Below are 25,156 nucleotides of genomic sequence, written 5' to 3'. Positions count from 1 at the left end.
GCGGTTCCGTTTTTCGGAAGTTTGCGCAAAAACCGCAAAACGGTACGGAGCGGCCGTTCCTTCGCTTCGTACCGTTTGCTTTGGGGACAGCCCCTTCTAATCGATCGTCGTCTACCAGCCGACCCGGATGATAACGCCCTTCGGATCGCCGACCTCCAGATACGCCGCCTGGCCGTTGACGTCGTCGTAAGCAAAACCGTAAGCAAGACGATCGATGCTGTGATCGTGCCAGAACTTCGCGTAGTAATTGGCGGGAGCTGCATTGTAGTAGTTGGAGACATTGTTCCAGTCGCTGCTCGTATACACATGCCTGTTGATCGCCGCACATACGGAGGCGTTGATCACGCTGCCGTCGCAGCGCAAAATATCCTGCGTGTTGTAGCCGGAGTAGCCGGCGAAATAGTTGGCGTTGGCGCCGCCGGCGGCAAAGGAGCCATGGATCGGCGCGACGATCCGATAGGGTGCTTGCACGGTGGCGAGCGACTTGAATGCCGTCGGCACTTCATTCTGGTACTTGGTGAACAGGCCGGATCGCGTCTCGGACTCCAGCTCCCCGACTGTGCGGTCGTAGTTGCCTGCCTTGTTCACCAGCCGGTGTTGAATCGGGAAGCCGAATCCGTCGACTCGGGTCGTATTGCCGTGATAGCCGGCATTGTCGACCGTGAACTCGATGAAGTCGAAGTAGACATTGAGGTTCGGATCGGACGGATTGTTGATATCGGGTCCGGCGAAGCCGTCATTGTACGTCTTAATATAGCAGGGCGTGCCGACGCAGAGGAACATCCGCCCCGACGTGATCTTCGGCAGATTGACCCAGCTTGCCGCGCTGACGGGATAGAAAAAGTTCGCATAGTTCTGACCGTTTTTCGTCAGATGCCCCGCAGCGTCGTTCAAAGCGGTCGAGATCGGCTTCAGATTGCCGTTCAGGTCGAGGTAGCTCCAGGCGCCGTTCGCCGGATTGATGCCGATTACACCCCAGTATACCTGGCTGTCGGGATAAGCGCCTCCCGTCCCGTTCATGACCTTCAAGGAGACGGCTCCGCTGCCCGACGGCATCGGAATGGAGGAGGCGGGGATTGAGCCGATTCCCGTTCCCGAGCCTCCTCCGCCGCCGGTCGAGCCGCCGACCGTATACGTGTAGGTCGCAGTGTCGTAGGCGGGCGTGCCGTTGTTGTACGTGAAAAAATATTGAATGACGTTGCCGGAGGCGACCCCGGTTACCGCTTGCTCGTAACGGGCATTCGCCGAGCTGTACGTCATCCGGAGATTTTGCTGGACGCCGCCGTTCAGCCGGTAATGGACATCGACCCATGTCGTGCCTACGTTGGACTTGAACCAGATTGTCGCCGTCGATCCCGTCACAGCCACACCCTGGGTGAAGTCCGCAGCCGCGGCGCGGGGAGAGAACAGGGGAAAGCTGATTGCCGCAAGCAGGGAAAACAACAGCAACAGTGACTTTTTCCTAATCATTCGCATCTTCCTCCATTTGATTAGTTTCGTACCACCATGCTTTTTGCCCATCGCTTAAGCAGGCTCCGCTTTCGAACATTAATCACCCCCTTTCATCTCCGTCAGGACGACGTCGTCGAGAGAGACGCGGTGGGCGACGGCATGATTGCCGCCGAGCTGAAGCACCAGCTTGCCGTTCTGGACGGTGGCCGCGCCTATCGTGAACGTATAGGCGTACGTCTTGAATTCGCCGCCGGCTTCAAGCGTCTCCGACCGTGCGGGCAAATATTGAACGTTGTAATCCGCGCCGTTCTCCACCGAGACGAGCATCTGCTTTTCGATAGTAGACTTGACCTTCAGAGAAAGTGTGTACGTTTTGCCGGCCTCCAGCAGCAGATTGTCCTGGTAGACCTGCGTCGCCCATATTTCGTAGCCGTCGTAGCCGCCCCAGTCGACGCGCAGAACCCCGTCCGCGACAGACAGCGCGGCGTCCGATTCGTTCTCCTTTTTAAACAGCATCCAATGGTCGGCATTCGTATCGAAACTGCCATTCAGCAGCGCATGGCCCGTCTGAGCCGGCGGTGCGGCCTCCTTGATGGAGATATGGTCCAGCTTAAGCGTATGGACGCCATCCGGCGTCGTCGATCCGCCGAACGTCACATTGCCGATCAGGAAATTCAGCTTCAGCGCCGCACCCGTCGCTACGGTGAATCGCGCCGTATAAGTTTTCATATCGGTCGTCACGTCAAACGATTGGGCGGGCGCCGTCGTACCGGTGAATTCGACCGTGATCGGACGGTTGGCCGAAGCGGCCGCGTCGAAGCTGAGCTCATACGTCTTGCCGGCCGTCATCGGAATCGCCTCCTGGTACAGCTGAACGGCCCAGCTCGGTCCGCCCTTTGCCGCGATCCGAACGACTCCGGTCCCGTCCTGCGCCGACAGCTCCGCACTGCCTCCCTCGCCCGCCCAGATGGACCAATCTGACATGCCGGATTCAAATTCGCCGTTCACAACCAAGTTGCCGTCGTTCGACAAGAGGGTCTGGACGACGATGGCATCGGCGTAGCCGACAGCCGCAACCTTGACCGTATGATTGCCGGCCGACTGGAACGCTGCGGCGCCAAGTGTCAGCAGTCCTGCGGCGAGCGTGTACTGGCCGGGGTCGAGCGTCGTGCCGTCGATCGAGACGGACGACACCTTGGAGCGCCATTCGGCGTTGTCGGCGAACGCGATCGCGACGGGCTGCCCCACATGGTTGCTCGAAGTATTTTTGCGCAGGGACGGCGGCTCTGCGACCGGTGCGTTTTTCACCTTCAGCTTGATATTGGAGAGCCATACGTCATGCGAAGCCAAACGAGCATCTCCATCATGAATAAGTCCGAGCAAAAATTTGAGTCCGACGTTTTCCGATGGCCCGGCCTTGAACTCGAAGTCGTACGACTTCGTCTCCCGCCCAAGATCGACGACTTGATCCAGCAGCCGCGGCCCGTTGTTCTCCACCACCACTTCCATCGGACGGTCGGCTGTGGAATGGGCATCGAAGCTGACCCGGTACGTCACGTTCGTCTTCAACGGAATGCCGCTCTGGAACAGCAGCGCGTTCCAAGGTCTGCCGCCTTGATTGCCGATCGTCAGCTTGACGGCATCGCCTTCGACGGTTGCGCCTATGACGCCGGCGCCTGCCGTGCCCGCCTGGTCGTTGTTGCCCGACGTCTCCCAATAAGCGAGCCCTTCGCCGAAGTCGCCGTTGCGCAGCGGATAAAATACGGTATCCGGATCGTAATAAACGCTCGTACGCAGCAGCTTCACGTTGTCGATCTGCACAGCGTCCGTCATCCCGCCGAGCGCGAAGATCAGCTGGCCTTCGGCATCCGAAGCGCCGGACAATCGTTCGAACGACAGGCGGACCTGCTTCCCGGCCGTGCCTAGCAACGCGGTCCGGCTGGCGATCGGCGTTCCGTCCTTCCGGTACAAGCCGACTTCGATCGATCGTTCCTGCGATGCCTTCGCGTCGAAGGTCAGCTCGTAGTCGTTGCCGGACAGGAGGTACAATCCCTTTTGTATCAGCTTGACGTCGTTCGGCATCCCGCCGCCGTTCGCGATATTTACGTTCAGCTTGCGCTCGGCGACCGGATTCGCGGGCACGGCAGCCGAGGCGGCAGCGCCGTTCGCAGTCGCGAGATGCCAGTAGCTCATCCGATCCGGCTCGCCTTGGTCTAAGGTACCGTTGTAGACATGATTGCCGTCTTGCAGCGGCTGCTTGGCGGCGTCATGCTCAAACGGGATGCCGTCGATCTCGACGAGCTTCGCGTTGCCGAACCATACCGGGTGCGCGTCGGTGCCCATATTAAATTCGATACGCGCGGCCGCATCCGAGTTCTCTTTCATCTGGAACATCAGCTGGTAGGTTTGAAAGCCGGCGCCCAGGCTTGCATTCAGCGTAGGGGAATATGCGGCAAAGCCCCTTGCCTGGCCGCCGGTCAAGCGTATCGTCATGCTGCGCGAGGTGTCGGTCTTGGCATCGAACGTCAGCTTGTAGTACCGGCCCTTGGCGAGCGATACGATCGCCATCGGCTGAATCGAGTACGAGTTGCCCCCGGCATTCGCGATCGTGACATGGGCGTAATTCGTGCCTCCGATATTGTCGACGGCGACGGAGCCCGCTGCGCCCGGATCCTTGTACAGCGCCCAATGCGCCGTGCCGGGCACGCCCATGCCGTCATCTCCCGCCGCGTCCTGCGTGAAGTCCGCATTGTATACGAGGTTCCCGTCCGGACCCTGCGGCAGCTTCGCGCCTGCCGGATACTCTTCCTTCGGATAGGTCGGCGGCGTGGCCGTTCCGTAGGCGTCCTTCGCGTAGACGCGGACGTATTCGACCTCCATCCGGCTGGGGAATACGGTATCCGGGGCGGGATCGCCGTCAAAGTTGCCGCCAACGGCGAGGTTCATGATCAGGTAAAAGGGCTGGTCGAACGGCGCCGGGTAGGCATAGTTGTCGCTCTGTCCCGCGCCCTTGCTGTACCAGTCGTTCTTGGTGGAGAACAAGCGGCCGTCCACGTACCAGCGGAGCTCTCCGGGCTCCCATTCCAGCGCGTACGTATGGAAATCGGCGATCGTGCCGTTGCCCGGGAGATTGTAGCTATTGCCGGAGTAAACATTGTTCGGCCACTGCGAGCCGTAGTGGATCGTGCCCGCAACCGTATTCGGCTTGCTGCCCCAGCCTTCCATGATGTCGATCTCGCCGGATGCGGCCCAAGTTCCGTACGCGCTCTCTTCGGGCATCATCCAGATCGCCGGCCACAAGCCTTTGCCCGTAGGCGCCTTGGCGCGTATCTCGAACTTGCCGTACGCTTGGCTGAAGAGGCCGTGAGTCTTGAGACGCGCCGACGTATAAGGCATGCCGCCGAACAATTCCTTGCGGGCCGTCAGCACCAGCTTGCCGTCTTCTTCCTTCGCATTCTCAAGGCGATCGGTGTAGTACTCGAGCTCGTTGTTGCCCCAGCCCGGATTGCCGACCGACTCTCCGTTGGTCGTATCGAACGTCCATTTGGATCGATCGATCGCGCCGTCGTCGAACTCGTCGCTCCAGACGAGCTCCCAGTCCCGGCCGCCGGACCCGGGATCTGTAGGCGTCGGCGTCGGAGAAGTCGACGGCTCTGATGTGGGCTTGGTCGTTGGCGTAGCCGTCGGTGTCGCTGTGGGTGTCGATGTTGGCGTCAATGTGGGTGTCAATGTAGGCGTCGGTGTCGGCGTGACCGCCGAACCGCTTCCCGTCTCCAGTCGGTTGACCAGGACGCCTGTCGGATCCTCGACGGCCGCTATCCGGCCCGCTCCTTCGACGATGGCCTCCTTGGCGCCGATGCGCAGCTTGTCGACGACCGCTCCCTTTTCCAGCCGGATTTGCGCGCCTCCTTGCACATCAAGCATGCCGACATGTCCGACAACGATCAGCCTGACCTTGTTCGTCCCGTCCGGCGTCGTGGCGACCTGCTTGAAGCTGCCGGACAGATGCACTTCGCCTGCGCCGGACGAGACGTCGACCTGCCGGATGCCGGACGATGCCTCGTCATCCGCCTCCAGCGTGCCGCCCGACACGAACCGCAAGTTCGCGATCGTCGTGCGGCCGGTCGCGTGAAGCCTGACCTTGCCGCCGGCTTTGGCCGCCACAACCTCCGCCAGCGTCGCATCCTTCAGTTCGATGCTGCGCTCCCCGCCGCCCCGCACATACACCGTCCCTTGCACGGACGACTCTTTAACCGTCGCGGTGCCTTCCCCGATGCCTGGCGTCAGGTAGAGATTGCCCGTGATCGAAGCCGAACGGAGCTCGGCGCCGTCCGCGACGATTACGACATGGCCGTTCACTTGTCCCGGCTGATACGTTCCCTTCTTGTCGATCCGCAGCGCCACCAGGCGATCCACCAGCGCCGCGATCTCCGCTCGCGTGATGGGCCGGCCGGCCCCGAAGCTGCCGTCCGATTGTCCCTTCAAGTAGCCGGCTGCCGTGAGGCCCGCGATCGCGCCGATCGTCTCCGCGTCGAGGCCCGCCAGATCGGGCCAATCCGCCCCCGGTGCGCCGCCGGAGGAGTCGATCGCGAACAGCCTGCTCAGTGCCAGCGCGGCTTCGGACCTTAAGAGAGGCCGGTTGGCCGCAGCGGCATAGCCGTCTGCGGCGGAGAGATAGCCTGCCGCGATCGCACTGGATATTTCCTTGGCGGCCCAGGCTGCCGGCGCGTCGGAAAAGGCCGGCTCCGGCGCTGCCTGAAAGCCGAATAGCCGGTTGACGATAGCCGCGAACTCCGCGCGCGTAATCGGCCGATTCGGCAGCAGGCCGCCGTTCGGATAACCTTGCAGAACGCCTTCTTGCTGCCACCGCGCCAGCGCCGCATCCGCCCAGTGCGCCGCGTCTTTTTCCGCGACGGCGACCGCCGCCGGCCCCGCAGCCGCTCCTGCAGCGGCCGCCGCCGAACCGAATACGATCGCGACGGACAGGACGGCCGCTGCGGCTGTTTTCGACCATTTAAATTTCAAATTGCTCAGCCTCCTATTGTAACCGCTTACAGATCAAAGAGATAAAATGTCCTACGTGGGACAAAAATCGACAAAGCCGCATGGGCCACATTCCGACGCATCGTACGAAACGGTGCCTCCAGATTATATAGGGCTGGTCGTCTCCAGTTCCGCATCGTCCGCCGCCGGGGCATGAGGCTCGGCGCCGCTTGCGGCATTCGGCGTCATCCTTTGGACCTGACGATCGGACTTACAAGCAACCGGCGGCTCGCTGCGATGGCCTTCATTTTGACCCCCGTGGGACATTTCAAGACGAATATAGCGCTCCTTCCAATCGTTGTCAATGCCCAATCTCATACTCCAATCTCCGATTCCGTCCCGCTGCGCATTGCCTTCGAGCAAGATTGCCGCTCGGTCAGTCTCGCAAAAAATACCTGAGATGACGGCGCCTCCCTTCCTTCGACAGCTGCGACCAGGCAATCGACAACATGCGCGGCCATCTCCACCCGGGGGACGTGCATGGTCGTAAGCGGCGGATGCGTATACTGGGAGACGAGCAGATCGTCGAACCCGATCACGGAGACATCGTCCGGTACGGCGATGCCATGGCCGGCCAGCGTCTTAAGCGCGCCGTAGGCCATCAGGTCGTTCGAACAGAGCAGCGCTTCGGGCAGCGTCCCTTCGGCCAGCCACGATTCGACCGCGCGAACGCCGTCCTCCTCCGTGAATTGCCCGTAGTAGACTTGAGCCGCCTCCACCGTCAGTCCGCGCTCGGCGATCGCATCCTCGAAGCCCTTCAATCTCTCCTGCGCCGTATGATTGCTCATATCGCCGGTCAAGATCCCGATTCGCCGATGGCCTAGCTCGAGCAAGTGGCGGGCGGCATGATACGCGCTCCCTCGGTTGTTCAGATGAGGAATCGGCACGTCCGCGGGAAAATCGCGAAAAAAGCCCTCGTCGAACAAACCGACCCGAAAACCCGCCTCGAGCAGCCGACTGACGACGGGGCGCATATCCGACCAGCTGACGATAAAGCCGCCGTCGATGCTCCTCTGTCTGTACATGCTGAACAGCGGCTCCACATTCGACAGATCGACGACCGACACGAGCGTATTGTAGCCCAGCTCTGCGCAGCGGCTGATCAATGCGCCGATGACGGGGCCATAGAACAAATCGTCGGAATGCAGCGTATACCTGCTCGCATCCTGAACGATAAAAAGCCCCATCGTATGCGCCTTGCGCGCGGACAGCTGTCTGGCGGCGGAGCTTGGCTCATAGTGGTGGGCTTTCATGACCCCGAGCACCTTGTCCCTTGTCGCAGGCTTCACGCTGGCGGCATTGTTCAGCACGCGCTGTACCGTCTTGCGGGATACGCCCGCCAATCTTGCGATATCGTAGCTATCCATATCCGCATCAACATCCCGGCATCCGATTTATAATTTCGAGTCTAGCGGAACGGAAAGATCCGGTCAATAAAACCGTTGAACCCGGTTGAACTCAGTTGTACTCCGTGCTAAAGACTGCCGCGGCGACGGCAGTCTTTGTGGCATCGACGATTGAATAAGTGCTTGGCCCCCGTTCGCAGATCCGCTCCTGCCGGCTCAGCTTTCCTGCCGGAAGCCGAAAAAAAGCCTTTGAGGCCTCCCCGGCTTGCAGCTCAGCTCGATCGTCGCGACCCGGCTAGCCGAATCGTAATCGAAGGGCGCATCGCGGTCGTCCAGGCGAACGATGGGCGTCTCATCCGCAAGCACAATAAGTCTCGCGGTGCCTGCGCCTCTCACGACTGCCGAAATGTTCGAAGAACCGCAAGCGTACTCGCTAAGCTCCAATCCCGTTGCCCGCAAGATGCACGGCCAATGCTCGGGCTTCGCGGTTCGATGAACCCGAATCGCGATTTCGCTTGCACCCGTCAGCAGATCGGAAGGAATCTTGCAGGTCCCTCTTATCCGGTTTCCGCCGACGTCGATGGCTTCGACGCAAGGTCCCGAGCCGCGCATCTCGATATGAAGCCTTTTGCCCCGATAATGCAATCCCTGCAGCGTCAGCTCTTCGCCGGAATAGGGATGGATCTGGATGCCGCCGGCATCGATATCGACCCCGACGACCCCATGAACCGCCGCCTGATACCAACCCCGCATGCTGTACGCTTGCCAGGAGCCCTTAAGCGAATTCCAGCGATCCAGCTCCGGTTCCGTCGTCTCGACATACAGCGGGATGCCCTCGGGACAGGTCAGCCGACGCGCCCAGTATTCGACCCAGCCGATCCAGCGATCGATCAGCTCCCTGCGGTCGAATGCGTTGATCAGCCGCATGAAGTACTCCCCGGTCACCGGCCACCAGCAATGCAGCTGGTTCGCATCGCGATCGTACGCACCGTCCCACGGCGGGATCTCCCGCAGACCGGCGGGACTCATGATATGATCCTCGAAAAACTGCAGGCTTCGTTCATGCGCGCCTGCGAGCAGCTCCCAGCAGTATCCGTTCTCCCACTTGACCGCGTTGGCGTTGAAGGAATTCCGGCGGGCAAGCGAATCCGAATCGACCGAGCTGACGATGAATCCGCGGGAGGGATCGAAGAACAGCGGCAGAAAATGCCGCTCTGTCCGGCGGAAAAGAGCTCCCGCCAGCGCCTCCGTAGGTTCGTCCCCCGTAAGCGCGGCTAGATATTCCATCGAACGTGAAGCGCAATAGAAAATCGTGTTGTTCATCCCGCTCAGATCGCGGCCGGTCTCCTGCATGAAGACGGGGAAGTCCGGGAAAAGCGAGGTCCCTTCGCATAGCCCGGTATCCCGCACTTCCAGCGCCGAAATTCTCCGGTACAAGCCGGCCGCGAACGGATAATGCCGGACGACGGTGTCCAGATCTCCGGTCATTGAGTAGTATTGCTGCAGCAGCGTAATATACATGCCCTGCGCAGGCAAGGCGCTGACGCCGATGACCGACAGATCGTGCCCGTAGGCGTGCGCGATGCCCCGCTCGGGATCGGCCGTCTCCTCGTAAAATCGCAGCATATCCGCCATGAAGGCCGAGTCTCCCCAGTACATCGTGGCGTCGTTGCTGGTCAGACCGTCCCAGCCCCACACCCAATATTCGTTCGTCTTGGCTTTGATCGCGCCCGGCACCGAGCGGACTTTGCAGGCCTCGTGGTACATCGGCAGCAGGCTCATATATTCGTTCAGTGCGCGATAAGGACTGTCCAGCACGGGCGCAACATCGGCCACCGCGCGATAGCGAGCGAACTGCCTGCGGATCGCCTCGTCGGAAGCGGCGGCCAGCGCGGATTCGCCGCCCGGCGAGATCGCAAAGCGGTACATGCGGTTCGCCTGCAGCGGCTGCGCGCCGGACAACGTATACTTGACGTTGACCGGCGTGGCGGCGACGCGGAGCGGGAAGTCCGCCTCGATCGCGATCTGCTGGCGCGATCCACCTTGAACTGCTTCAACAGACGCGGATTCCTCCGGCCGCTCGGAGAAGCCGCCGATGAAGGCATTCCTCGCTTCGTCGAAACGCCATTCGTCCCATGTCCGTCTCGCGCCTCTCGGCCCGAAGCGCGGGTCTTCGGCATCGCTCGGCGTCAGCGCGAAATGCTTGTAAAATGCCAGCTTCAAGGTGAGGCCCTCCGGCAGCCCCGCAGGCGTGCGCAGCTCAAAAACAATTCGCTCTTCCACCGCCATCACGCGGACCCTGAGCAGGCTGTCGAACAGCCGCCACTCTGCCTCGACGCCGAACGGCCACACGCGTACCTGCCGCAGCTCCGGCCGATAATTCCGCAGATCGCGCTCAACGAAAAGACGGAAGCCGTGCCAGTGCCGCTGCAGGAACAGCGTCGTATTGCCGAATCGCTGCGCGGGATGGCAGTAATCCACCTGCGTAATGCCTATATCGTCCATCTGAAAGGACAGTCTGCCGTCGGAGAACCAGCGCGGGGACTCGGGCAATCCGCATGCGCTGTGAATGACGCCTCGGTCGACGGTATAAGCCCCTGTCATCGTCATCGCCCCTCCGTTAAATATGCGCCTGTCATTCGCAGCGAATCTCCACGATGCGCGCGTGGTCGAGACCGTTCGTCTCCAGCTCGGACAGTCGAAGCCGGGTGACGCCGGTCAGCTCCGTCTCGAACCGGACCTGCCGCTGATAGTTGCCAGCCAGCCGGCCGATCTCCACCTCGCCCCGTTCCGTCTGCGCGACCGCCCGCAGCGCCTTCAACGTCTCCGGCTGCGGTCCCCACACCATGAGGGGCTGGGCCGCGTCCGACTGCGACAGGGTGAGCACGCGGTGCAGTCCTGTATCGAACACGAGCGTAACTCGGCGCAAGGCGATCGGCGTATCCCAGACGAGCTCGATCCAGGGCGCGGGGTCGGACGGGTCGGACATCCAGCGATGGGAGCCCGGCACGGCCAGATCCGGCCGTACGCCCCTGGGCCCGGCGACCGTGCGCGTATGACCGTCTACGACGGCGCCGGCAGGCCCGTCCCGCTGCTCGGAGGAGGCGGCGATACGCGCCTCCGCGGCCAGGTTGCGGTCCGCTAGCGTCACGCCCGGCAAGTACGCGCCTTGCCGGAGCAGACGCTGCTGCGTTTCGGCCACGGTGGCGGGATCGCGCCAGGCGTCGGCTGCGAATGCGCCGGACTTGCCGGTCAGCGCGACGGCGGCATAGGTGCCGAGCCCTTCGCCGACCGCGGCGCAGGTCGCCATGACGCGCGTGCTGGAAAAGGCGATATGCGTCGCCGACAGATTACGTCCCGCGAACAGCAAATTGCGGACGTTGCGGCTGACGAGCGCGCGCAGCGGGATGCCGTACATGTAAGGCGTGTGCGGCTGATCGCACGGGTTTTCGTCCTTCGCGTCAATGCCCTCGGGCGGATGGGTGTCCATCGGCCAGCCGCCGTACGCGATGACGTCGTCGAAGTCGGCCGCGCTTTCGATGTCGTTCTGCGTGAGCACATGCCGGCCGATGAAGCGGCGCGACTCCCGCTTGCCCGGCAGGAAGCCGAACCAGTCGAACGCCCAGTTGGCCGACTCGGGATGGTTGCCGCTGTTTTTGATATGATCCCAGACGCCCAGCATGATGGCGAGCAACTCGTCCCGGATTCGCTCGTTGTCCTTGATCGTGTCCATCGTGCCGCCGAACTCGATCCACCAATAGCCGTACTCCCACGTATCGTGGCCCCGCAGCCGCAGATCTTCCTCCGTGAACTTGCGCGCCCAGGGTGGCGCGACGAAGGGCATCGGACGCCCCATGTCCCTGGACGTGAACATGAGCGACGAGCCGAGTCGATAGGCGTCGCGGTTCGCCCCGGCCGCTGATTCCCCGTATTCCTCCGCGGCTTCCCGTCCCGTCGTAAACCATGCTCCGGCCTCATAACCGAGCCGCCCGTCGCCGGTGCAATCTGCGAACAGTTCGGCTTCCAGCTCAAAAAAATCCTCCGTGCTCTCCCGGTTGGCATAAACGGCAGCGATACGGTCCCCATCCATGCGGACGCCGACGACCGTCGTGTTCAGCATCAGCGTCAGGTTCGGCTCCGCCCGGCACTTCTCGTACAAGATCAGGTCGAGCATGTTGGCGTTGCGCTGGGGATTGCGCGCCGCGCACTCCAGCACGAGCTCTTCCACGATGCCCGTCTCCCGCGCTTCGGTCGACAGCTCGCTTCCCCGATAAGAGGAGCCTACCATATGCATGCGGATCTCCGAGGAGGCGTTGCCGCCAAGCACCGACCGGTCCTGACACAAAACGACCTTGGCGCCGCCCCGCGCTGCGGCCAGCGCAGCCGCGACGCCGGATGGACCGCCGCCCGCCACGACAAGCTGCGTCTGCAGCTTCGTTCGCGCGCGCCGATCCGGCACCCCTTCCGGCTCCTTGCGCTGCCACTGCGTCCGATGCGCCTCGCCCCGATCCGCCGACGTCTTCATTTCGTTCATTCCATTCTCCCTTTTCTGTCGTGGAATACGCCGTATACGGCCAAACTGCGGATCATCGGCGACGCGTCCGCCTCAAGTACGCGCAGCCTCACGGCGATTGCCGAAGCCACCGGGAACTCGTCGATCTTCTTGTGTCCGATCGCGCTGCCGTGCGCCAGCTCCGCCCATTCGCCGTCTTCGGCCAGCGCCTCCAGCACGTACGAACGAACGCGTTCGCCGTACGAGAGATCCTCGGCGATGATCGCATGATCGAATCGAAGCGGTCCGTCGAATGCCAGTAGCGTCTCGTAACCTCCGGCGCCTCCGGACCATTCGGCCAGCGGCCGGCCGAAGCGCCTTCGCATTTCGTCGAACAGACGGATGGCGGCTTGCGCGTCCGCATCCGGGATGCGTCCGCGATCGTCCGGCGCGAGATTCATGAGCAGATTGCAGCCGTGCCCGACCGACCGGTAATAAATGTCGATCAGCTCGTCGTCGGTGTACAGCTTGCTCTCGCCGCCTTCGCGCCAGAACCAGGACTGCCTGCGAATGGGCACGTCGCATTCGGCGGGCACCCAGCGCGGCGTCTCCGGCAGCCAGGTGAGCATATCCTTGGTGAACATGCTCGTACGCGCTTCCGAAGCCGCGTTCCAGCACGGATAAGGCGCGACGCCGTCCTCGTTGCCGACCCACCGAATCGTCGGCACGCCCATGTTGAACCGCATGGCATCCGACTGGTGACGCTCAACCAGACCGATGATGCGCCGCCAGTCGTAAGCTCTACCTTCCGATCCCGCGCCGTCGAACCAGACCTCGACCAGCGGACCGTAGCCCGTCAGCAGCTCCTCGAGCTGCTCCGCATAAAAGTCGTCGTACGCCTCCTTGTCCGCATAACGCGGTTCATGGCGGTCCCACGGCGACAGATAAAGACCGAAGCCGAGCCCCGCCTCCCGGCAGGCGTCCGCTACTTCGCGAACGACATCACCTTTACCATTCCGCCAAGGACTTGACTTGACCGAGTAATCCGTCGTCCGGGTCGGCCACAGGCAGAAGCCGTCATGATGCTTCGCCGTCAGGATCAAATACTTGAAGCCCGCGCGCACGGCTACGTCCGCCCACTGGCGGGAGTCGAACGCGGACGGGTTGAAAAGCGCCGGGGAATCGGTGCCGTCTCCCCATTCGTTGCCCGTGAACGTATTGATGCCGAAGTGGCAGAACATCCCGAGCTCCCAGTCCTGCCAGCGCAGCTGCGCCCGGCTCGGAACTGGCAGCGCATTTGTCGTCATTGGCCGGATTCCTCCTTCGTTGTCCGTCCGGGATGCCGCAGCAGCCGGGTCAGCAAATATTCGCCCGCGGGGTCGTCGAACAGCCGAAGCGAGCATATCGTAAGCGCCGTTCCGTCCACGTCGGCCCGCAGCAGGTAGGCGCGCTCCTCGGTGGCGATGTGACGGACGACCCACTTCTTCTGCACGTTCCGGGCGTTCGGATCCTGCAGGACGACCGAATTCGATTCGTCGGTCTGCAGCCGCGGGACGGAACGGATCAGTGTCCGGCAAGGCGCCCCAACGTCTCTGGCGACCGCCTGGACGCGCAGCGGATCGGCGTCCTGGATCATGCCGTAAAACTGCGCGTCGCACCAGCCGTCGTGCGGAAAATCGCCCAGGACGGGATCCGCATGCACAAGCGTGGCGATGTTGCCTCGGTCCCAGCCCGCTCGGAAGCTCGTGAACTGGCGATGATACTGGAAGGCCATCGGGCCTGGCGGATGCAGCGGCGGCAGCCAGTCTGCCGGCAGCGAGCCGCCGCCCAGCAGCAGCGCGGGAACCCCGCGCGCCAGAAACAAGCGGCACGTCTCGTCCAGCCGGTCCGTCACATAGATAGACGGACGGACGAGATCGAGCGCCGCCGCCGCGTCCGGCCCCGTCCAGGAACGGCAGCCGCGCAGCATCGAATCGTAATCCGCGAGCTGCACGGCCCCGGGTACATGCGCGCGGAATTGCAGGCCGAACGCCCGGTCGGCGAAGTCGCAGACGATCAAGTCCCCCTGCTTCTCCCGGCGCGACGGAAACGCCCAGAACGGCCAGGAGTTGGCGGCCAGCTCCCGCTCTCCCGTCTCTCCCATCGCTAGCACCCGCACGGAAAGCGTCAGTTTCTCCGGCCCCAAGACGTCGGGCAGCGACGCCTCGATCGCGCCTGCCTGCCCGTTCGCGCCGTCCGGGCAGCCGATCCCTTCGATGCGGCCGGCCAGCAGCTCCGACCCGTCGCCGGTGGCAAAGCGCCACGCGATCGCAGCCGACCGCACATCGATACCCGAATAATTCGACAGATGGATACCGAGCGAGATCCAAGCTCCGCCTCGCAGCGTGCGCCCCTCGTAATCCCGGTCGATCAGTACGGCCAGCGGCGCATTGCAGCCTTCGCGATAGACCGATGGGTCCGTGTCTCCTCGCAAGCCCATGTCGTCCGCGAGTCCGGCGTTGCGATTGCCATGGCGGAAAAAAGTCCACATGACATAGCCGTCCATGCCGGGCTGCCGCCTTGCCATCTCGATGGACGTGCGCGTGCAAAGATGGCTCAGCGCTCTGGAGCTATGGACGATGGCAGCCTCCAGCTCCGCCATACCGGCGGCGGCAAGCGCCTCCCCGCCCCGTCTCCCGTACGAGGCGGCGTACCCGTTCGGCGGGTAGACCGTCTCCTCCCGCGGATCGGGCCAGACGCCGAACTTGCCGTATTCGTGCACGATCGTCGGCTTCTCTGACGCCAGACGGTCCAGCAGCCGCCATGGAATCCGGCTGAGCCCGTCGTACGCGAGCCTGAATTCATGGCCCCACAGATGCGGACTCTCCGCGTCGTTCGGCAGATCCGGCAGCTCCCCCTGCATACCGAAGGCAATCATCCCGACATGGTCCGGCGCATGCCGCTTAATGATCCGGTAGCCCGCCTCCGCCCGCTCGCGGTCTTCCTGCCGGTGAACCATGAGCTGGCTGCCCTCGTTGCCGAGGCAATAGACGGCGAGCGACGGATGGTTGCGCGTCTGCGCGACGTGCGCGGCCAGCACGTCCGCCGCTTCGGCAAAAGGAAAGGTCCCGCCGAAGTTCGAGACAAGCCCGATCTCCGACACGAGCAGGATGCCGAGCTCGTCGGCGGTTTCCAGCTCTTCCGGGGTGGGCGTGTAGGTGTGGCAGCGAAAAAAGTTGAAGCCGTGTTCGCGCAGCGAATACCAGCGCTGCCGGATGATGCCGCGATCCGTCAGCGGACTGATCGTCGGAGAGAAGTATTCCTGTCCCGTGCCGCGCGCGAGGAAGGGCCGTCCGTTCAGCTTGAGCGCCGATCCGTCGGCTCTAAAGTCGCGCAAGCCGAAGCGCTCCCTGCGAGCGTCTACCGGCCGCGCTCCGTCATGCAGCGCGACAGAAGCAACATAGAGCGTCGGCGCTTCGCAGCTCCATCGGTCGGCATCCGGCATGTCTACGGTCAGCGCAAACGCCGCTTTCCCGTCCGGGCCGACTTCGACCGCTTCGCCCGATGCCGACCATGACCTCCCGGCCGCCGAAGCCGCCTCTTCCTCTCGCCACGCCGCCACGCTAGCCGAAGGCGTCAGCAGGGCCGGCTCCGCGCTGTCGTTATAAATACAGCCCGATATCGCAAGCCGCCCGTTCGCCGCGTCCGGACGAAGCCATAGCTCCTCGATGCGGACCGATCCTGCCGTCTCGATCTCGACCGACCGGTACAGTCCGGACCAGAACACCTCGCCGAAGCGAAGCCCCCCGAGCAGCCCGATATCCTCCTCGACGATCGCTGCAGTGACCCGGGCCGACCGACCGGAACGTACCATGTCCGTTATATTCCACTTTGCGCTGACGGGCGCGTAGGCATGGTAGCCGACATACATGCCGTTCACCCAGAGGTGAGCGGCGGGGGCGATCCCCCCGCATTTCAGCCACAATTGCCGCCTGTCCGTCAACTCGGGCACCTCGAAGTCCGTCTCCAGCCATGCCGTCCCGAGATAGGCGTTCGGCATGCCGACGACCGACGGATAAGCCTCCCCCAGCTCCTTTACTTTCTGAATGCAGCCCGGCACCTCGCAATGCCAGTCTCCCCGAAGCGGCCGCGACGCCCAGCCTTCGGCCATCCCCGCGTTGACGGGATCCAGTTGCAGGCGCCAACGGCCGTCCAGCGATCGTACCGTTCTGTATTCGGAATCTTCTCCGGCGCGCGTATTGACGCCGATGCCCGTTAGCTTCATGACCATGATGCCGTCCTCCCGCTTTTCAAAAAGCTCGGCGCTTCGAGCGGCTCGAAGCGCCGTCGTTCTGCGTTCCTTTTAAATAGCCGGCCGCGTTAATCCGGCAGCACAAGCACCTTGCCGCCGTCCAGCAGCTGCTGCGTCACCGTGAGCGGCGCCGCGACGCCGGTGTACTGATTGCCGTCCAGCACGACGCCCTCGACGCCCCCGAATACCGAGATGCCCTTGGCCGCGTCCTGGATCGCATTGCCGCTGACGACGATATCCCGCATGCTGCTGAGCGGCGTGCCGCCCGCGATCGAGATCGTGCTGGCATCCTTCAGCTGATTGCGCCGGACCGTCGTGCCGATCTGCAGCGTATCGTTGCCCTGCGCCGTGATCCGCAGCGTCGTGCTGCCGGACCAGCGGTCGTTGATGCCGTAGAAGTGCGAATAATTGCCGTCCTCGAACGTATTGCCGACGACGTCGATGTACCAATCGGGCTGATAGCCGTTGTACAGGAGCCGTCCCCAGGCGTTGAAGCCGCCGGCCTGCGTCAGCCGGTTGCCGTCGAATACCATGTTGACCGCGCCGCCGTAGAACTGAAAATAGCCGGTGTTGTCGAACGTGTTTCCTACATAAATACCGTCGCGCTGGATCGCGGTAATGGAGATGACGGAGGTCGCGTCCGGCTGGAACTCGAACGGACTGTCCAGCGTCACGACGTCCTTTGTATGGCTGACGATGGCGCGGAATTGGCCCGCTCCCTTGCCCGACAGGATGAACACGCCGCCGCCTCCATTCCAGGTGCCCGCTACCCATGACGCGGCGCTGCCGCCGTTCGGAAGGGTCAGCGTCGTGCCGTCGATCGCCCCGATCTTGCCGTAATAAGCGCCGCTGCCGCCGTCGTTCGTCATCGCCTCGCGGTCCCAGCCGACGGAGTTCTTGAACGAGTTCCGCGCGAAATAAATATTTTGCGCTTTATGGTTGATCGGTTTGTCCACGCCGCCGCCCGTCGAAGTCATATCGGCCCCGATGATCTGGTTGTCCTCGAAAATCAGGCGGTCCGGCGCCCTTAGCGAATACCAGCCCGACAGGCCGTTGTAGAACGTATTGCCCCGGACGAGCGCCCCCTCGGCGTCGTCCAGATTAAGCGGGCGGTTCGGACTATAGATGGAGCTGTCCACAATCTGCACGTTTTTGCCGCCGATGCGCAGCCCGTCGATCGTGCCCCGCGCGCGGATCTCGTCCGCGATCAGCTTCTCGGCGTCGGGCGAGACGTGCCCCGCGAACGGATTCGCGTTGATGCGAACCCTGCGGATAAAGACGTTGCCGGCCGTCGGCGTATTCGTCTCGGACACGATAAAATGTCCGGTACGGGTGGCCTGCAGGGAGATGTCTTCGACGGCAAAGTCGTGCGTCCCCGTCAGCAGCGCGGTCGGCAGCTCGTTCAGCTCCCACTCGTAGGGCGACCAGAACACCTGGGTCAGGCGCTGCGATTCGCCGCGGATGACGGTGCGGGTCGGAACGGCAAGCTCTCTCGTGAGGTGATAGCGGCCGCGCGGGAAGTAGACGATGCCGCCGCCGCCCGCTTCGGCTGCCTCCAGCGCGTCCATGACGGAGGCCGTATCGTTCGTCGTTCCGTTGCCCGTCGCGCCGTAATCCTTCACGTTGTATACGGTCTGCGGCCAAGCCTGCGCGGCTTCGACATGTAGCAGCGCCGAATTGCTCCAGGCGGTCGCGCCGCCCGTGCCGTTGTGCACATAAACCCGGTAGTCGCCTTCGGCGAGCGACGGCGGCAGGGTCGCCTCCACCGAATAGGCGTCGAGCGTCTTGGACGCGGCCAACCGCGTCAAAACGCCGCCCGATACGGCTTCCAGCACGATCTGCGGCGTTTTGCCCGTCACGGACAGATTGCGTCCGTTCAGCCGCACCCAGCCGCCCGGCGTCGCGGAGACGCCCTGATCGCCCTGCGCCCAGACAAGATCGGGCGCATTGAGATAGATGACCGGGGTCTCCTTGCCTTCCACGATCGGATGAACGGCATAGACGCCCGGCTCCGCGTCTTCCGGAATCTTGAACTTCAGCGACTGCTGGCCGGGCTGAATTAACCCGAGCGTCTCGCCAACGTTCGCCTCCCATTCCGGCGTCACTGCGCGCGGATCTTCGTCGGCATCGAAGGGCTCGTCGGGATGCGGCAGACGGACGAAGGCGGGTTCCGCCGCATCGACGTTGTCGTCGACCAGCCGCTCGTATACGACGCTCGTCACCGTACCCAGATTTTCGCCGATCAGCATCGCGATTTCGCCGGGGAGCACCGTCTGCGTCACCTGGAACAGGCTCGGCAGCGGCAGATTGTCGAGCGTGAACGTCAGGCTTTTCGCAGTCTCCGTGTTGCCCGCCTTATCGGTCGACTTGTATCGCAGCTCGTAGACGCCTTCCAGATTGAATTTGAGCGGACTTGAATAAGCCTGCCAGTTCGTCCCCCCGTCCAGGCTGTAGACCGTCGAAGCGACGCCGCTGTAATAATCGATCGCGGACAGCGTCGCCGTCACCGCCGATTTGTAATAGGTGCCGGTATACTCGCCGGCCAGGGTGCCCGTCGTTACGGGCGGCGCCGTGTCCGTGACGCTGTAGCTGCTGTTGAACTTGAACCAGTCCAGATTGCCGATGCCGACGCCCCCGACGAAAACTAGGAAAACGTCGTGGACGCCGCCGACGGTCTCGACTGTCGTCGCCTGTTCGGCAGGCGTACCGTAGCCGCCCGTCGACTGCGTGATCAGCGTGCCGATCAGTTGCCCGTCGACCGCGTCAAGCCTGATCTCTACTTTGTAGCCCGCGGCGTTCGCCGGCAGTCCGATCTTAAGGACGACGTCCTTGGCGCCCGAGGCGAAGTCGACGTCGTCGTAGCGGGCCCAACTGCCGCCCCTCAGATCGTTGATCACGTTGCCCGTGATACGGACGGCGTTCGCCGCGTCGTATCCTTCGGCCTGCTGCGTGGCGAACGCGTCGCGCGTCGTGTCCGCATAGGCCGTGAAGCCGCCCGGAACGCCGGGCAAAAGAAGCAGCAGCGCCAGCAGAACGACCGCCGCCCTGCGCGGCGTCAATCTCCAACGTTTTCGTATGGACAGGGACATAGCCAAGCCTCCCGATTCAAAATGATTTCGTGCATACCGAGTCACGGCGCAGGGCGGTCGAAGCGCCCGCCGACCCAATTGTCGTAGTCGCCGCCGAGCGGATCGTCGACCTTGGTCACGATGACGTTGTCGAGCTGCACGAGACTCTCCTCGGTGCGAATGCCGACCCCGCCTCTAAGGTTCGGGAGCAGTTCGTCGGTATAGCTCAGCTTCAGCACGCCGTCCAGGTAGACGTTGAGCGTATTGTCCAACGCCCGGATCTTGATCGTCCGCCATTGTCCGTCCAGGACGCTGGCGATGCCCACCGAGCCCAGCGTCGTGGATTCGCCCGCGGTCAGCTTCTCCAGCACGAGCTTGTTGCCGCCCGAGATGCCCGCCGCATAACAGAAGTTGCCGTAAATCGCGGTCTGTCTGCTCCGGACGAGCAGCTGCGCGATGTTCAGCCCGCTGCTGGCCGCGTCGAACTTCACGTCCAGGCTCGCTTCGTAATCCGTCCAGGCATTGCTGCCCGCGTACACGTAGCCGTTGCTGCCGTCTCTCACCCAGGCGCGGTTGCCGGCGCCGTCTTCCACGATGCACGCATAGCGGACGCCGCGCCAGACCGGATTGTTTACGGCCTCGGGCGTATTGGTCGCGGAGCCGTCCTCGAACCGGTCGCGCAGCAGCAGGTTGGGGGACGTCGGTTCGGGATCCACGTAACCGTCCACCGGCGGCGAATAGTTGCTCGTATTGACGATATCCAGGTCGCCGAACTCCGCCGTGATCGGATTCGAGGTCACCGAGAATGCCCCGATCCCCGCACGGACGTTCGTCCCCATATCGACCTCGACATACTTGTGCAGCTTCCAGACGCCGCTTTGCTTGTAGTAGGCGGTGAAAATATTGCCCTGCCGCACCAGCTTGAGCTCGATCGGAAACGTCAGCGTAGGCCCGCTCGCATTGGCTGTCGTCCCGCCGTCCGCGGTCCGGTACGTATACCGGATTCCGCCGCTGGGCAGCACCCGGAGCATGACGTTTTTGGCGCCCGCCTCCTCGCTGTCGCGGAACATCAGGCCCGCAGCCGCATTCACGTTTTCATAGCCCGAGATCGAATAGATCGTGCCCGTGATCGTTACGCTGCTGCATTCGTCGTACAGCGATTCCTCCTCCTGCGACACGAAGGTGAACGAGTCGGCGTTGCCCCAGACATTGGCGCCGGTCGACTGCAGATTGTACTTGCTCCCGCTCGCTGCGATGCTGCCTGTCGCGCCGCCATAGGTATCCACCGTCCACGTGCTTGGCGTGAAGGCCGCGCTGGCCCGGGGCAGTCCGCCCGGCGCAGCCGCCCACCCGATCGAACTGACGAGCAGAAAAGCCAGACACATGCGGAGCGCGGACCTTTGCATCAACCGTTTCTTCAACGTCATCCACATCCTTTCTCCTTTTAAAATGCCGGGCGAGACGGCCTTTAAGGGTCCCGCTCGCCCGATCGGTCGCTGCGACGCCTTTGCGCTTTACTTTTCCAGGTTTGGCATGTACGCCTTGTTCGTCTCGCGAAATGCCGCTTCGATCTTATCCTTCAGCGCGTCGGTATAGCCGTTCTTTTCCGCTGTCGCGAGAAAATCGGCGAACAACTTGTCGAACTCGGCGTCGTTTCTGGCGACGAGCACTTTCGTGAGCGAACCCTCCAGCGCTTTTCTCGCCTTCCACGCCTTGTCGGCTTCCGGCACCGCCGTCAGATAGGTGTAGATCTTGGGCGAGAGCGTATCGGTCGTCGGCGCGCGCTCCACACGGCTCATCTCGAAGTAAGTCAGCGCCTCTTCTTTGCTCCGCTGCTTGTCGTACCAATTGGGCGGGTAATAGATCCCTTTGCCAGTGAAGCTGATGAAGTCGCTCTTGGAGCGATCGTCGTTGGAGCCGTCCCACAGCTTCAGACCGTATTCCTGCGCCTTTGTGCCCGGCTTGCTGTACACCATCTGATCCTCGAGCGCCTTGTCCTTGTATACGCGCTTGCCGTCCTTTTCCTCGAACAGTCCCGCGCTCTTCGGCCCCCAGTACCACAGCTTCTCGCCGGCGTCGGAGACGAGGAAGTCGAGCCAGCGGAGCACCTGCGGCAGGTCCTCTTCCTTGACCGAATTTTTGAAGATGCCGATCCGCGAGCCCGTGTCGGGGAACGAAGTCGGGAACACGTATTGGTCGTTTTTGTAGGGAATGTCCAGGAACACCTTGCGGTAGCGATAAGGCTTGCCTGCCTGCGCCAGCGCGTTGTTGTCAGGAACGAGATAGCCGTAGGATACCGCGTACTGGCCGTTGTTCAGCTTCTGCTGGAACACGTTGTACGGATCGACCATCGCTTCCTTGGAGGCTACGCCGTCGCGCAGCAGCCCGTTCATTTTTTTGGTCAATTCCTTGAAGGCCGGCTGCTTGAAGCCCCATTCGATCCGTTTGGTCGTTTTGTCCCAGTAAGTGAAGTAGGAGTTGTCGCCGCTCGCGCTGCTGCCGCCGAGCAGGGCACTGTAGAGCACCGTCATCAGATTCCAATTGTCCTGGCCGGAATAAGTGAAGAAGGGCGAGACCTCCTGATTGCCTTCCTTGATGCCGAGCTTCTGGATATCGTAGAGGAACTTGAAGAAGTCCTCCTGCGTCTTGATCGGAACGTCCAGAAGCTCGTCGCGCGTGAACTTGCCGTTTTTCATGTACAAATCTTCGATCTCAGGCACAGTCTTCGCCTGCGGATAGAGCTTTTTCAAAATGTCGTCGCGGACGTACAGGTAGCCCATGTAGTGGGCCGTCGGGAATCGACTCGCGTCGAGGTCCGGCTTGAGCAGGGGCAGCGCGTTCTCGTAAATGTTGGCCGGAACCGCGTACACCTTGCCGTTCTTGCTGATGTAAGGCTTGTTCCAGACCGTGTCCAGCGACTGCGGCACCTTTTTCATCAGATTCGGCGCGTACTTGGGCAGCAGCTCCGTCAGATCGTAGAGCTTGTCGTTGTCGACAAGAGACTGGAGCTCGTCGCCGTTCACGATAATATCCGGCCAATCGTTGGTCGCCGCCAGCATCCCCATCTTGACCGCACCCGTCATGTTGCCGCCGTTGTCGAACGAATTGTCCAGATCCAGCCGGACGCCGGTCACGCGGGCGATCTCATTCGTAACCAGATCGTCCTTGTACTTGCGCGCTCCGGCGAAGATGCCGCCCGTGCCCTGATCGAACCAGACCTTCAGCTTCAGCTGCTTGCCCGCCCAGTCCGGCAGATCCGAGCTGTCGGCGAGATTCGTCGGGATCAGATTCGCCGTCTCTCCGCCGCCGTCCGTCTGCTGCGCGGCCGTCGGCGAAGACGATGACGGTGCGGAGGACGATGCCTCGCCCTCTCCGTTCCCCTTCGTACAACCGCCAAGCACCGACAATCCGAGCGCCGCCGCCATGAATGCGAGCATTATTTTTTTGCGCCCTTCCCCCATCGTTGAACCCTCCTTGATTTGTTGATTCATTCCTTGACCGAGCCGATCAGCACGCCTTTGATAAAATGCTTTTGCAGAAACGGATACACGAGGATGATCGGGATCGTCGTTACGACGACCTGCGCCGCGCGGATGCCTTCCGGCGTTACGCGGATGACCCGGCCCGGGTCCGCTTCGCCCCGCTGCGCCGCCTCCTGCACGAGGCTCGCGATCATGTCGCTCTCTTTGATCATGAGCATCAGCTTGAACTGCAGCGTATGGAGCGACGTCTTGGTCACGAAGTTCAGCGTCGTCGTCCAGTCGTTCCAATGCATGACCGCCGTCCAGAGCGCGATCGTGGCGAGGATCGGCCGCGACAGCGGGAGGATGACCCGCCATAAAATGGTCAGTTCGTTCGCGCCGTCGATCTTCGCGGATTCCTCAAGGCTGTCCGGAATGGTGTACAGATACGTTCGGATGATGATGACGTTAAAGAAGGCGAACGCTCCCGGAAGCACGTAGACAAGGAAGTTGTTGAGCAGCCCGAGCTCCGAATACGTCAGGTACATCGGAATCAGTCCGCCGCTGAAAAACATCGGCACGATTAAATAAAGCAGCAGTGCGTTGCGGCCGATCAGCCTCTTTTTGGTCAGCGCGTATCCGGCGGAGAATTGGACGATGAGCCCGATCAGCGTGCCCGAGACGACCTTTGCGATCGATACGAACAGCGCGCGCACGATGGAGTCGTCGCGCAGCAGCGTCGAGAAGTTTTCCAGCGTCGGCACCCGCGGGTAGAAGGTAATGCCGCCCAGCATGCTGTCCCGGCCGTCGTTAAAAGCAACCGCCACCGTATTCAGATACGGATACAGAGATAAAAGCGACAGCAAGGCGATGAATGCGATATTGCATATATTGAACAATCGATAGCCATTGGTTTTGCTTCTCATGTCGGCGTTCCTTTCCGGCCGTCACCAGATCCCGCTGCTCGTCAGCTTCTTGGATACGGCATTCGCGCCGACCGTCAGCAGCAGCGCGATCAGACCCTGGATGAATCCGAGCGCCGTCGACAAAGCGTAAGCGCCTTGCTGGATGCCCTGCTTGAAGATGATCGTGGAGATCACTTCCGTATCCACGTACGGATTCTGGAGGCCGTATATTAGCTCGAAGTTGCTCTGGAACAGGTGCCCCAGCTGGAAGATCAGCATGATCATGACGGTCGGCAAAATCGTCGGCAGCGTCACGTGCAGCGCCTGCTTGAACTTGCCGGCGCCGTCCATATAGGCGGCCTCGTACAGCTGCGGGTCGACCGAAGCGATCGCCGCCAGAAAGATGATCGTACTCCAGCCCGTCTCCTTCCACAGGGACAGCAGCAGCACGTTGGGGATGAAGAAGCTTTTGTCCGCGAGAAACATCGTTCGCTCCGTATCCGGTCCGAGCAGCCAGAGCCGGATATCGTTGAGCGGACCGTACAGCGAGTAAAAGGCGTAAGCGATGCCGATGACGGAGATCCAGGACAGAAAGTGCGGAAGATACAGCAGCGTCTGCGCAAAACGCTTGAACAGCTGCATTCGCAGCTCGTTGAGCAGCAGGGCCAGCAGAATCGGAGCGGGAAAGCACACGAGCAAGGTCAGCGTGCTGAGCAGCAGCGTCTGCCCGATCGCCTCCGTCATCATCGGCAGCTCAAACACCTCGCGGATATGCCGGAGCCCTACCCAGTCGCTGCCCCAGAAGCCTTTAAACACGTCGTAGTCCTTGAAGGCGACGAGGATGCCCGGCATCGGCAGGTAGGAAAAGATGAACACGAGCGCTACGGCGGGAGTCAGCAGCAGATACAGCAGTTTGTCTTTGCGTATTTGCCGCCATTTCGATTCCGGGCCTGGAGGCTTTGGAGGCGAAGCGCGGACAAGCGGTTTGGCCAGTTCTTTCATGGCAGAAGGCTCCTTTTATCGTCTTGAGGCGGGGGCGTGCTCCTCCTGCTTTTATTTTCATTGAATGCGCTTACATCATCAAGACGCGAGAATCGT

13 protein-coding genes are annotated in these 25,156 nt (G+C 62.2%); all 13 read right to left on the bottom strand.

The window, feature by feature from the left end; translation table 11 throughout:
• Positions 1-111: 111 nt before the first annotated feature.
• Positions 112-1,470 carry a glycoside hydrolase family 64 protein gene (locus tag KVT38_RS14895; RefSeq protein ID WP_217594517.1) on the bottom strand — a complete coding sequence of 453 codons (1,359 nt, stop codon included), beginning with the start codon at positions 1,468-1,470 and terminating at the stop codon, positions 112-114.
• Positions 1,471-1,548: 78 nt separating this feature from the next.
• Positions 1,549-6,477: a carbohydrate binding domain-containing protein gene (locus tag KVT38_RS14890; protein WP_217594516.1), complete on the bottom strand. Its 4,929-nt coding sequence runs from the start codon at positions 6,475-6,477 to the stop codon at positions 1,549-1,551.
• A gap of 123 nt (positions 6,478-6,600) precedes the next feature.
• Complete coding sequence (locus tag KVT38_RS14885; protein WP_217594515.1) at positions 6,601-6,813, bottom strand: hypothetical protein; 213 nt, start codon at positions 6,811-6,813, stop codon at positions 6,601-6,603.
• A complete protein-coding gene (locus KVT38_RS14880; RefSeq protein ID WP_217594514.1) occupies positions 6,810-7,862 on the bottom strand; it encodes a LacI family DNA-binding transcriptional regulator in 1,053 nt (350 codons plus the stop codon). Before KVT38_RS14880 ends, KVT38_RS14885 begins: the two co-directional genes overlap by 4 nt.
• Positions 7,863-8,057: 195 nt before the next feature.
• The gene (locus KVT38_RS14875) at positions 8,058-10,445 is read right to left on the bottom strand and encodes a glucosidase family protein (protein ID WP_217594513.1); all 2,388 of its coding nucleotides are present in this window, start codon (positions 10,443-10,445) and stop codon (positions 8,058-8,060) included.
• A 31-nt stretch (positions 10,446-10,476) separates the two neighbouring features.
• The gene (locus KVT38_RS14870) at positions 10,477-12,375 is read right to left on the bottom strand and encodes an FAD-dependent oxidoreductase (protein ID WP_217594512.1); all 1,899 of its coding nucleotides are present in this window, start codon (positions 12,373-12,375) and stop codon (positions 10,477-10,479) included.
• Positions 12,372-13,640, bottom strand: a complete 1,269-nt coding sequence (locus tag KVT38_RS14865; RefSeq protein WP_217594511.1) for an alpha-L-fucosidase — start codon at positions 13,638-13,640, stop codon at positions 12,372-12,374. Before KVT38_RS14865 ends, KVT38_RS14870 begins: the two co-directional genes overlap by 4 nt.
• Positions 13,637-16,603: a glycoside hydrolase family 2 protein gene (locus KVT38_RS14860; RefSeq protein ID WP_217594510.1), complete on the bottom strand. Its 2,967-nt coding sequence runs from the start codon at positions 16,601-16,603 to the stop codon at positions 13,637-13,639. Before KVT38_RS14860 ends, KVT38_RS14865 begins: the two co-directional genes overlap by 4 nt.
• 89 nt (positions 16,604-16,692) lie before the next feature.
• Entirely contained in the window at positions 16,693-19,713 is a 3,021-nt protein-coding gene (locus tag KVT38_RS14855; protein WP_217594509.1) for an OmpL47-type beta-barrel domain-containing protein, read from the bottom strand.
• Positions 19,714-19,754: 41 nt separating this feature from the next.
• A complete protein-coding gene (locus KVT38_RS14850; protein WP_217594508.1) occupies positions 19,755-21,119 on the bottom strand; it encodes a DUF1080 domain-containing protein in 1,365 nt (454 codons plus the stop codon).
• An 87-nt stretch (positions 21,120-21,206) separates the two neighbouring features.
• Entirely contained in the window at positions 21,207-23,153 is a 1,947-nt protein-coding gene (locus KVT38_RS14845) for a type 2 periplasmic-binding domain-containing protein (RefSeq protein WP_217594507.1), read from the bottom strand.
• A gap of 26 nt (positions 23,154-23,179) precedes the next feature.
• On the bottom strand, positions 23,180-24,079 hold the full coding sequence (locus KVT38_RS14840) for a carbohydrate ABC transporter permease (protein WP_217594506.1): 900 nt from the start codon (positions 24,077-24,079) through the stop codon (positions 23,180-23,182).
• Between the two features lie 21 nt (positions 24,080-24,100).
• Entirely contained in the window at positions 24,101-25,060 is a 960-nt protein-coding gene (locus KVT38_RS14835; RefSeq protein WP_217594505.1) for an ABC transporter permease, read from the bottom strand.
• Positions 25,061-25,156: the final 96 nt, after the last annotated feature.

This window comes from Cohnella sp. GbtcB17 (genome assembly GCF_019091135.1).
GTDB lineage: Bacteria > Bacillota > Bacilli > Paenibacillales > Paenibacillaceae > Cohnella.
Note: the sequence above shows the minus strand (reverse complement) of the source record. Positions and strands in the feature narration are given on the sequence as shown.